Origin of the sequence: Saccharothrix sp. ST-888, assembly GCF_000955975.1 — a bacterium.
GTDB lineage: Bacteria > Actinomycetota > Actinomycetes > Streptomycetales > Streptomycetaceae > Kitasatospora.
The window spans coordinates 1-10,379 of record NZ_JYJF01000156.1 but is presented as its reverse complement, the minus strand read 5'-3'; the positions used below and the strand labels follow the sequence as shown (position 1 = coordinate 10,379).

Below are 10,379 nucleotides of genomic sequence, written 5' to 3'. Positions count from 1 at the left end.
TGGGGACGCTGGTGAGCGGCGCCGTGCTGCTGGTGATGAGCGGCGCCCGGGCGCCCGCCCTGCAGGGTGTCCGAGGGGCGTTCGCGGCAGGTGCCGTGAGCGGGTTCATGAACTCCTCCGCCGGGGTCGGCGGCCCGGCGGTGTCCCTGTACGCGGTGAACGCGGGCTGGACGACACGGGAGTTCGTACCCAATGCGCAGTTCTACGGGGTGCTGGTGAACGCCTTCTCCATCGCCGCCAAGGGCGTGCCGCGGCTCACCGGACCGGCCTGGCTGCTGGTCGCGGCGGGCATCACCGCGGGCGCGGTCGTCGGAAGGGCACTCGCGGACCGGGTCCCGGAGCAGCGGGCCCGGCGCACCGTACTGCTGCTCGCCCTCGCCGACGGGCTGACCGCACTGGGCAAGGGCCTGTGGGGACTCTAGGGCCACTCTTGCGAACGACGGCCCCAGCTCGCGCTCCAGCGGCAACTGCCGCCGGGGTAGCCGAGAACGGGCGTCGACCGACCCGCGCCGGGACGGCGGGCACCGAGCGCGGGCGCCGCCGGAGGCGGGTAGCGGCGCACGGAACGGCGGGCGGGCTCCCGGGTGAGCCGGGGAATCGGCCGGGGTGCTGACGGGCCGAGTGCCCGTGCGACAGGATGATGACATGTCAGATGACCTGATCACACCACGCCGTATCGCCGACGACCACGTGGAGCAGGTAGCCGCGCAGGACCCGATGACCTCGACGGCGTTCGGGCTGCATCCGGGTGACCAGCGGCAGCCCGACCTGTCGCCGGAAGGCTTCGAGGCCCTCGCCGAGATCGCGCACCGCACCCTCGCCACCCTGGATGCCGCACCCGCCCCGACGGACCCCGCCGAGCAGGCCTGCGCCCGGCTGCTGCGCGAGCGGCTCACCGCCGAACTCGCCGTGCACGACGCCGGCGACCACTTCCGCGCGCTGCGCAGCCTCAACGCACCCGTCCACCGGCTGCGGTCCATCTTCACCCTGATGCCGACCGACACCGAGGAGCACTGGGCGGCGGTGGCGGGCCGGCTGCGCAACCTCCCGGACGCGATCGACGGCTACCGGACCACCCTCACCGAGGGGATCGCGCGCGGGCTGCTCTCCGCCCCGCGACAGACCGAGGGGGTGCTCCGCCAGCTCGACGCCTGGACCGGCCGGGCCACCGGCGGCGCCAGCTGGTTCGCCGACTTCGTCTCGACCGGCGCCGAACGGCTGCGCCCGGAGCTGGACGCGGCCGCCGCCGGGGCGAGTGCCGCCGTGGGCGAGTTCCGCGACTGGCTGCACGGCAGCTACCTGCCCGCCGTCGCCGACGTCCCGGACGCGGTCGGCCGCGAGCGCTACCTGCGGTCCGCCCGGTTCTCCACCGGTGCCGACGTCGACGTGGCCGAGGCGTACGCCTGGGCCTGGGAGGAGTTCCACCGGAACGTCGCCGAGATGCAGGCCGAGGCCGGCCGCATCCTGCCCGGTGCCACCGCCCGGGAGACCATGCACCACCTGGACGAGCACGGCCACTCGATCAAGGGCGAGGAGGAGATCCGCCGCTGGCTCCAGCAGATCATGGACGAGGCGATAGCCGCCCTGGACGGGGTCCACTTCGACATCTCGGGGCCGCTGCGCCGGGTCGAGTCGCGGATCGCGCCCGCCGGCAGCTCCGTCGCGCCGTACTACTCCCGGCCCAGCCTCGACTTCAGCCGTCCCGGGCGGACCTACCTGCCGACCCTGGGCAAGGACACCTTCCCGACCTGGGAGATCGTCAGCACCTGGTACCACGAGGGCGTTCCCGGACACCACCTCCAGCTCGCCCAGTGGGTCGCGGTCGCCGACCGGCTCAGCCGCTACCAGGTCACCCTCGGCAGCGTCAGCGCCAACACCGAGGGCTGGGCCCTGTACGCCGAGCGCCTGATGGACGAGCTCGGCTTCCTGGCCGATCCGGCCCGCCGGCTCGGGTACCTCGACAAGCAGATGCTGCGGATCATCCGCGTGATCATCGACATCGGCATGCACCTCGAACTCGCCATCCCCGCCGACTCGGGGTTCCACCCGGGCGAGCGGTGGACCCCGGCCCTGGCGAACGAGTTCATGGCCCTCCACCACGGCAGCTCGGTCGAACGCCGGACCGGTGAGATCGACCGCTACCTCGGCTGGCCCGGCCAGGCCATCAGCTACAAGCTCGGCGAACGCGCCTGGCTGCAGGGCCGCGAGGCCGCGAAGCGCCGCCAGGGTGCCGCCTTCGACCTCAAGGCCTGGCACATGAAGGCCCTCTCCCAGGGCTCCTGCGGCCTCGACGACCTGGCCGCCGAGCTCGCGGCGCTGTAAGCGCGGCAGGCAGCCGCAGGCGCCGTAGGAGCCCGGCCCGCCGCACCCGACCGGTACCGCCGGAGCGCCGTCCCCGAAGAGCCCCCGACTCCGGGGACGGCGCTCCGGCACCGGTCCGGTCCGGGCCGAGCAGGGCTCCCGGGCCCTGGTCCCGGCCCTGGTCAGCCGAGTGTGCGGGCCTGCTCCCGGACCTCGGGGGAGGACTTGGCGACCGAGCCGGAGTCGAACGGCGGCGTCGGGTCGTACTCGGTGTAGAGCTGGATCGCCTGCGCGGTGACGTCGTCGGTGAGCAGCGCGGCGAGGCCGAGGGCCATGTCGATGCCGGAGGAGACCCCGGCGGAGGTGATGATCCGGTCGTGCCGGACGACCCGCTCGGGGGTGTACCGGGCGCCGTACGCCTCCAGCTCGGCGGTAGCGGCCCAGTGGGTGGTCGCCGTGAGGCCGTCGAGCAGTCCGGCCGCGCCGAGCAGCAGCGCGCCGGTGCAGACCGAGGCGGTGAAGGCGGTCCCGTCGTGGATCCGGCGCACCCAGGCGACGAAGTCCTGGTCCTTGACCAGCTCCCGGGTGCCGCGGCCGCCGGGTACCAGCAGCACGTCGCACTGCTCGACCTCGGCGTACCCGGTGCCGACGTCCACGGTCAGGGCGCCGAGGGTGTCGGTGACCCGGCCGGGCTCGGGTGCGACGAACCGTACGGTGGCGCCCGGCACATGGGCGAGGATCTCGTACGGACCCATGGCGTCGAGGGGTTCGAACCGGTCGAAGAGCGGGATCACGATGTCCATGCGGCCAGGATAGGCGGCGGACGCAGCGTCAGATCCGCTGTGGCGGAGCGGAATCAGACCTCGTCCGGGCCGGTGAAGCCCGGCGGGCTGTAGCCGGGACTGCTGAACTCGGCGGTGCGCGGGGTACGGCCTTCGGGGTCGGTCAGGTTCTCGCCGCCGGGGCTGGTGAAGCCGGGACTGGTGAAGGTCGCGCTGGTGTAGCCGGGGCTGGCGAAGGTCGCGCTGGTGTAGCCGGGGCTGAGCAGCTCCGGTGGGTTGGGCCGGCCGGTCGGCTGCGGCGGGAGCGCGGGCTCGGAGTGCAGGTTGGCGTGCAGGTAGGGGAGCAGGGCGCGCTCGCGCAGCGCGGTGTGCCAGGCGAGGCGGGCCTCGGCGAGGTCGTCCAGCAGCCCGGGATCGTCCACCGGGCCGGGGCGGTTCGGGTCCGGCGCACCGGCGATGTCCGGCTGTGTGGTGTCGGCCGGCCCGGGGCCCGGCTTCGCGCGGGCCTCCGGCGGCGGCGCGGCGCCGTCGCGCAGCGCGGTGAGCAGCAGCCCGACGGCGCCGACCACCAGGGTGGCGACCCCGACCGCCAGGGCCGCCCACCCGGCGGTCACCACGGCCCGCCCGAGAGCGAGTTCGGGGCTGGTGGCGCGCAGGGTGTAGCCGAGCAGCAGCAGGACGGCCGCCGCCGACCAGGCCAGGATCGGGGCCAGCACGGTGAGAGCGGGCAGCAGTCCGACGCCCTGGTCGGAAGCTCCCGGTCCGGAGCGGGCCCCCCGCCCGGCCGGACGTGGACCGCCCGACGCGGCGGCGGGGTGAGCGCCGGGACCGGCCGGGGAGGCGGGCGGCGCGGACCGGAGCAGCAGGGCGGTGCGCAGCTCGGTGTAGTGCCGGTAGTCCGCCGCCGCGGTCGCCGCGACGGTGTCGGCGGCGAGCAGGGCCTTGGTGCGGAGCTGGGCCGTGGTGAGGTGCGGGCCGGGCTCGGCGAGGGCGGCGAGTATCGAGCCGTCGCGCAGTGCTTCGTCGAGGATGCGCTCGAAGTCCGGGCGGTCCTCGGCGAGCAGATGTGGGGTGGTGGTCATGGGTACCCCGTTCCGCTGGATCACGGAGGTGAACTGGTCCATGCCGGTGCACCGTCGGGCATCGGGCCCGGCCCGGCGTGGTGCATCGATGGTAGGGGTGAGCACCGAGCGACTGACAGTCGGTTTCCGGATTTTCAGTGGCACCAGCGCCCTTGTGGTATCGGACAGCTGTTCAGCCCGGGGCTGCGGGCCCGTGCGCGGGTGCCCGGCCGCCTGTGTCGGGCCGGGCACCGGAGCTTGATGTGCCGTCAGTTCAGCGGCAGCCGGGCGACCAGCAGGCGGCCCTCCATGGTGACGCCGCCGTCCATCGCGATGGCCAGCTCGTCCGCGTAGATGTACGGGCCGGGGACGTGCGGCGGTACGCCCTCCTCGGCGTGCGTGGAGCCGGTGAGGTACGGGATCGGGCTGTGCCCGTGCACCACGCGCCGGCCGCCGTACGCGCCGAGCAGCTCGTGCACGGCGGTCGGCCCGGCCTGGCCGCGGAAGGCGAACCGCTTGGTGAAGCGGCGGAAGCAGTCCCACCACTCGTCGGCGCCCTCGTCGGCGAGCAGGTGGTGCACCGCGTCGTTGACCTCGGCGATCGACTCGCCGTACTCCAGGTAGGCGGTGGTGTCGGAGTGCAGCAGCAGGTGGTCGTCCTCCAGGGCGATGGCGGGGAGCCGGGAGAGCCAGCTGATGTGGTGGGTCTCCAGGCGTTCCAGGTCCTGCTGCTGGCCGCCGTTGAGCCGCCAGGCGGCGAGGAAGGAGGCGGTGCCCGCGGTGGACTGGACGGGCTCGTCGCCGTATCGGGCGGCGCCCAGGAAGAGGAGTTCGTGATTGCCCATCAGGGCCCGGCAGTAGCCGCCGGCGGCGGCGGCCTCGGCGGCGAGCTGCATGACCAGGTCGATGACGCCGATGCCGTCGGGGCCGCGGTCGGTGAAGTCGCCGAGGAACCAGAGCCGGGAGCGGCCGGCGGACCAGTGGCCGTCCGCGTCGATCAGGCCCTGCTGGTGCAGTGCGGCGCGGAGTTCGTCGAGGTAGCCGTGCACGTCGCCGACCACGTAGAGCGGGCCGGGGGCCTCGCCGGGCGTGGGCTGCGGGTACGGGAAGTGGACCTCTTCGGGGAGCGGCGGGGTGAGCGGCGGGCCCAGCTCGATGGTCGGCGGGTCCTCGTGCTGGACGGCTGCGGGCGGCTGCTCGCGGTGGACCATCTGGACTGTCCGGTCGTCCGGGTGACTGAGCGTCGGCCAGTGCTGTTCGAGGAAGCGGGCGCCGCCGTAGCCGCTGTACGTGGAGTCGTATCCGTACCCGGGCGGCGGCTCGGGAGGCTCGTAGTAGGAGCCGTACGGGAGCACGTCGAGGTCCTGGGGGTGGTGGGGGCCTGAGTCGGGCAGTTCAGGCCCGGGGAAGCGGTCCTCGGGTGTCATTCGCCCATCATAGGAAGACCACTCTCCCGGCGTCCTCACCTGGTCGGTATCCAATCGTCCGGAGAGTCTCCCCGGGTGGCCCCGAGCGGGCCCGAACGGCCCCTGGGGCGACCCCGCCGAGGCGGTATCCGCCCCGGTTTGTCCCACCCTGTGGTGGTCTAGACCTCGCCCGGCGGGCGGGGTGCGTTGATGGTGGTCCGGGGGCTGCGGCGCTGCGAAGAGGCCCGGACGATCAGCTCGGTGGGCATCAGGGTGCCCGGCGGCGGGCCCGTCCCGGCGGTGCGGAAGCGCGGCGGGAAGAGCCGGGCGATGTCCACGCCGGTGCCGGAGTCGACTCCCTCGATGGCGTCGATCAGCAGGTTGACCACGGTGGTGCCGATCCGGCGCGGCTTGAGTGAGAGGGTCGTGATGGGCGGTTCGGTGCCCGCGTAGACGTCGCTCTCGCTGCAGCACACCAGCAGCAGGTCGTCGGGCACCCGCAGGCCGTACCGGCGGGCGGCGGCGAGCAGGTCGGTCCCGTTGGGGTCGAAGAGGCCGTACACCGCGTCGGGGCGGTCGGGGCGGGCGAGCAGCCGGTCGGCGGCGACGGCGCCGGCGGCCGGGTCGTGGGCGGGGTAGGTCTCGTAGACCGGCTCCTGGCCGACCCGACCGCACCAGCCGAGGTACGCCTCGGTGGAGAGCCGGGTGTAGGTGTCGGTGCTGGTCCCGGTGAGCAGGCCGATCCGGCGGGCGCCGGCCTCGGAGAGGTGGTCGAGGATGCCCAGCACGGCGGCCTCGTGGTCGTTGTCGACCCAGGCGGTGACCGGGCAGTTGCCGGGTTTGCCGTCGCTGACCACCGGCACCCCGGACCGGTAGAGCTCGCTGACCAGCGGGTCCTGGTCGGGCGGGTCGATCACCACGGTGCCGTCCAGGGCGATGTTGCTCCAGACGTCGTGCCGGGAGGAGGCGGGCAGCACCACCAGGGCGTAACCGCGGCCGAGCGCCGCACTGGTGGCCGCCCGCGCCATCTCGGCGAAGTAGGCGAACTCGGTGAAGGTGAAGGGTTCCTCGCCGTAGGTGGTGACGGTCAGCCCGATCAGGCCTGACCGGCCGGTGCGCAGGGTCCTGGCGGCTGCGGACGGGCGGTAGCCGAGGCGCTCGGCGACCTCGCGCACTCGGCTTCTGGTCTCGTCGGGCAGGCGGCCCTTACCGTTGAGGGCGTCCGAGACAGTGGTGATCGACACTCCGGCGGCTGCTGCCACATCCCGGATGCCGGCCCGCTCCAGACGCCGCGAGGTGGTGGGTCGCCGACCGCTCTGATTGGCTGCTGCTGTCATGGCGGACCGATCGTATGGCGCATCGCGGCTCCCTGTGACCGGGGCGTACCTTGGCCGAGAAGTGCCGTTTCTCCATGAATCTTCCCCGGTGGTCCCCTTGGATACCGGCCTCAATTCGGGCCTCTTACCTCTGACATGTGCCATCGGAACCCTGCAGAATGGCTGATCTGCGCCCCTGACCCGGCCGGGCATCTCACTCCTACGGGTGAGCGCGATCGGTATCGTTCAAGGCACCCGACCGGGGCGGAACGGGTGCGTACGAAGGCCCGGTGCCTCGCGGCGACCCCGCGGCGCGCCGGGTATCGGCAGCAGGACGACGGCACGAGCAGCGCGCACCGGCCGCATGATCAGCATGAGCAGAAGGAGAGCACCGTGAGCGAGACGGCAGCGCAGGGGCCCCGGCTGAAGCCGACCCTGGACGCCATTCCGACCTACAAGCCCGGTAAGCCCGCCGGCGCCGACTCGTACAAGCTGTCCTCCAACGAGAACCCCTACGAGCCGCTGCCGGGTGTGCTGCAGGCCGCCGTCGCCGCGGCGGGCACCCTCAACCGCTACCCCGACATGGCCGTCACCGAGCTCACCAACGAGCTGGCCACCCGCTTCGGCGTGCCCGCCGAGCACGTCGCCACCGGCACCGGCTCGGTCAGCGTCGCGCAGTCCCTGGTGCTCTCCACCGCCGGGCCCGGCGACGAGGTCATGTTCGCCTGGCGCTCCTTCGAGGCGTATCCGATCATCACCCAGGTCGCCGGGGCCACCCCGGTCGCCGTCCCGCTCACCGCCGACGAGGCGCACGACCTGGACGCGATGCTCGCCGCGATCACCGACCGGACCCGGCTGATCTTCGTCTGCAACCCCAACAACCCCACCGGCGTGGCGATCCGCCGGGCCGAGCTGGAGCGCTTCCTGGACGCCGTCCCCGGCGACATCCTGGTCGTGCTGGACGAGGCGTACATCGAGTTCATCCGCGACGAGCAGGTGCCCAACGGCATCGACCTCTACCGCGACCGCCCCAACGTCTGTGTGCTGCGCACCTTCTCCAAGGCCTACGGCCTGGCGGGCCTGCGGGTCGGCTTCGCCATCGCGCACGAGCCGGTGGCCACCGCGCTGCGCAAGACCGCCGTGCCGTTCGGCGTCAGCCAGATCGCCCAGGACGCGGCCGTCGCCTCGCTGCGCGCCGAGGACGAACTGCTGGCCCGCGTCGAGGCGCTGGTCCAGGAGCGGGCCCGGGTCGCCGCGGGCCTGGCCGAGCAGGGCTGGACGGTCGAGGACTCGCAGGCCAACTTCGTCTGGCTGCGGCTGGGCGACCGCAGCCTGGACTTCGCCGCCGCCTGCGCCGAGGCGGGCATCGTGGTCCGCCCGTTCCAGGGCGACGGTGTCCGGGTCACCATCGGCGAGACCGAGGCCAACAGCATCTTCCTCGCCACCGCCGCCGCCTTCCGCAAGGAGCTCTGACCTTCCGGCGGTCGACCGCCCAGGGGCACGGCGCGCACCTCGCGCCGTGCCCCTGCGGCGTTCCGGGCGGGCGTGCCGACGCGCGGTTGTCCGTCCTTACCGCCCGCACCGCCCGCACCGCCCGTACCGCCGGCACCGCCCGTACCGCCGGCGCCGCCCGCACCGCCGGCGCCGCCGGGCCGAGCGGGCCGGAGAACGGATCAGAGGCCGGATCAGAAAGGGGATCGGAAACGCTGGGAAAATCCTGGGAGCTCGATCAACAGCTGTCCAGCGGGAGGTAGCGCTTCGGCCGCCGGGAACCCGGTGTGCGGCGGATTGTCCGGATTGCTGGCATCAGCTCGCTCCCAGCCCGGGCCCAGGACTTGGCAAGAGCACCACGCCACCCTGAGCCCATGAAGGTCCTCCCGCGACGGCGTGGTGCCGTCCTCGTCAACTCCGCGCTCGCCGTGGTCCTGCTGGGCGGCGTCGCACTGGCGTACGCCACCCTGGACAGCGGCACCAGCTCGGCCGCAGGCCGGGCGCAGACCCGGACCACAACGGTGGCCAAGGGCACCGTGCTGGCCACGGTATCCGGTTCCGGCACGCTCTCCTCGCCCACCGACGCCGGGCAGGACTTCGTCACCGGCGGCAAGGTGACCGCGGTCAAGGTGGCGGTCGGTGACACGGTGAAGAAGGGCCAGCTGCTCGCCACCGTCGACACCACGCAGTCCCTCCAGCAGGTCACCGCGGCCGAGTCCGCCCTGACCGCCGCCCAGGCGAACCTCACCAAGGCGCAGGCGGGCGAGACCACCACCTCCCAGGTTCCGTCCAGCACCGGCGGCACCGGCGGCACCGGCGGCACCGGCAGCAGCGGCGGTCGCGGCGGCGCGTCCGCCGCACCCAAGACCACCACGGTCACCACCACCAAGGTGGACCCCGCCCAGGTCGCCCAGGCCGAGCAGCAGCTGACCACGGCCGAGGCCGGGGTCACCAACGCCAAGGCGGCGCTCGCCGGTACCAGTCTGATCGCCTCGGTGGACGGCACGGTCGCCTCCGTCGGCGGCAAGGCCGGCGACACCGTGTCGGGCAGCGGGGGCTCCTCCACCGGCTCCGGCGGTGCGTCGGGCTCCGGCTCCGGCAGCAGCAAGTCCGGCGGGGCCTCGTCGGGTTCGAGCGCGGGAAGCACGCCGAGCGGCTTCATCGTGCTGACCAACCCGACCGGGATGCAGGTCAGCGCCGCGTTCTCGGAGCTCGACTCGCTGAAGCTGAAGAAGGGCCAGGCGGCCACCGTCACCCTGAACGCGCAGTCCGACACCCAGCTCAAGGCGACCGTGCTGTCGGTGAGTTCGCTGCCGACCGGCTCGGGCAGCGGCGGCAGCGGCTCCTCCGGCGCGGTCCAGTACGGCGCGGTGCTGCAGATCGACGGCGACACCAGCTCGCTGCGGACCGGTCTCAGCGCCACCATCTCGGTGGTCACCGGCGAGGCCGACAACGCGCTCTCCGTCCCGACCGCCGCGCTCTCGGGCACCGGCACCAGCCGGACCGCGACCGTGGTGCACGACGACGGCAGCACCGAGCGGGTCGACGTCACGGTCGGTGTCGAGGGCGACTCCACGGTGCAGGTGGTCTCCGGACTGACCGAGGGCGAGCGCCTCCAGCTCACCGCGACCACCGCGGGCACCGGCAACGGCTTCCCCAGCGGCTCCTTCCCCGGCCTGGGCGGCGGCGCAGGCGGCGGCTTCGGCGGTGGCGGCGGCGGCTTCGGTGGCGGCGGCGGTGGCGGCGGCGGCTTCGGTGGCGGCGGCGGTGGCCGCGGCGGCAACGGCGGCGGCGGAGGCGGTCGCGGATGAGGCACCGCCAGACGGCGGAGCAGTGGGCGACCCGTCAACGGGCCGCCCAGCAGCCGCCGGTCATCCAGATCCGCCACCTGCTCAAGGCGTACGGCCACGGCGACGCGACCGTGCACGCCCTGCGCGGCCCGCTCGCGCCCGGCACCGGTGAACCGCAGGGCGTCAGCCTCGACATCGAGCAGGGCGACTACGTCGCGGTGATGGGCAGTTC

The 10,379-nt window shown here is 73.6% G+C and carries 8 protein-coding genes and 1 pseudogene; 5 read left to right on the top strand and 4 right to left on the bottom strand.

The annotated features are described in order from the left end of the window. Positions 1-422: TSUP family transporter (locus tag UK12_RS30420; protein WP_045306431.1), on the top strand; the 422-nt coding region annotated here is incomplete at its 5' end. Positions 423-645: 223 nt separating this feature from the next. After that, a complete protein-coding gene (locus UK12_RS30415) occupies positions 646-2,322 on the top strand; it encodes a DUF885 domain-containing protein (RefSeq protein WP_045306429.1) in 1,677 nt (558 codons plus the stop codon). Between the two features lie 161 nt (positions 2,323-2,483). Here the strand turns inward: UK12_RS30415 and UK12_RS30410 are convergent, their stop codons facing one another. The 4 genes from UK12_RS30410 to UK12_RS30395 form a co-directional block, all read right to left on the bottom strand. After that, positions 2,484-3,104, bottom strand: coding sequence for a DJ-1/PfpI family protein (locus UK12_RS30410; protein ID WP_045306428.1), 621 nt, complete (start codon positions 3,102-3,104; stop codon positions 2,484-2,486). A 53-nt stretch (positions 3,105-3,157) separates the two neighbouring features. Continuing rightward, positions 3,158-4,165 carry a hypothetical protein gene (locus tag UK12_RS30405; protein ID WP_156179022.1) on the bottom strand — a complete coding sequence of 336 codons (1,008 nt, stop codon included), beginning with the start codon at positions 4,163-4,165 and terminating at the stop codon, positions 3,158-3,160. A 248-nt stretch (positions 4,166-4,413) separates the two neighbouring features. Beyond that, positions 4,414-5,571, bottom strand: a complete 1,158-nt coding sequence (locus tag UK12_RS30400) for a metallophosphoesterase (protein ID WP_082120078.1) — start codon at positions 5,569-5,571, stop codon at positions 4,414-4,416. A 158-nt stretch (positions 5,572-5,729) separates the two neighbouring features. After that, positions 5,730-6,887 carry a LacI family DNA-binding transcriptional regulator gene (locus UK12_RS30395; RefSeq protein ID WP_045306426.1) on the bottom strand — a complete coding sequence of 386 codons (1,158 nt, stop codon included), beginning with the start codon at positions 6,885-6,887 and terminating at the stop codon, positions 5,730-5,732. A 372-nt stretch (positions 6,888-7,259) separates the two neighbouring features. On the opposite strand from UK12_RS30395, the gene hisC reads away from it, so the two are divergent. The 3 genes and pseudogenes from hisC to UK12_RS30380 form a co-directional block, all read left to right on the top strand. Further along, on the top strand, positions 7,260-8,339 hold the full coding sequence (gene hisC / locus UK12_RS30390) for a histidinol-phosphate transaminase (protein ID WP_045306425.1): 1,080 nt from the start codon (positions 7,260-7,262) through the stop codon (positions 8,337-8,339). Positions 8,340-8,731: 392 nt separating this feature from the next. After that, entirely contained in the window at positions 8,732-10,168 is a 1,437-nt protein-coding gene (locus UK12_RS30385; RefSeq protein WP_045306424.1) for an efflux RND transporter periplasmic adaptor subunit, read from the top strand. Beyond that, positions 10,165-10,379: pseudogene (locus tag UK12_RS30380) on the top strand (hypothetical protein); the annotation flags it as partial. The gene UK12_RS30385 and the pseudogene UK12_RS30380, both read left to right, overlap by 4 nt.

Coding starts and splice junctions, on each gene's coding strand:
- UK12_RS30410 (WP_045306428.1), bottom strand. CDS start 3,104: ATGGACATCGTGATCCCGCTCTTCGACCGGTTCGAACCCCTCGACGCC.
- UK12_RS30400 (WP_082120078.1), bottom strand. CDS start 5,571: ATGACACCCGAGGACCGCTTCCCCGGGCCTGAACTGCCCGACTCAGGC.
- UK12_RS30405 (WP_156179022.1), bottom strand. CDS start 4,165: ATGACCACCACCCCACATCTGCTCGCCGAGGACCGCCCGGACTTCGAG.
- UK12_RS30395 (WP_045306426.1), bottom strand. CDS start 6,887: ATGACAGCAGCAGCCAATCAGAGCGGTCGGCGACCCACCACCTCGCGG.
- UK12_RS30385 (WP_045306424.1), top strand. CDS start 8,732: ATGAAGGTCCTCCCGCGACGGCGTGGTGCCGTCCTCGTCAACTCCGCG.
- UK12_RS30415 (WP_045306429.1), top strand. CDS start 646: ATGTCAGATGACCTGATCACACCACGCCGTATCGCCGACGACCACGTG.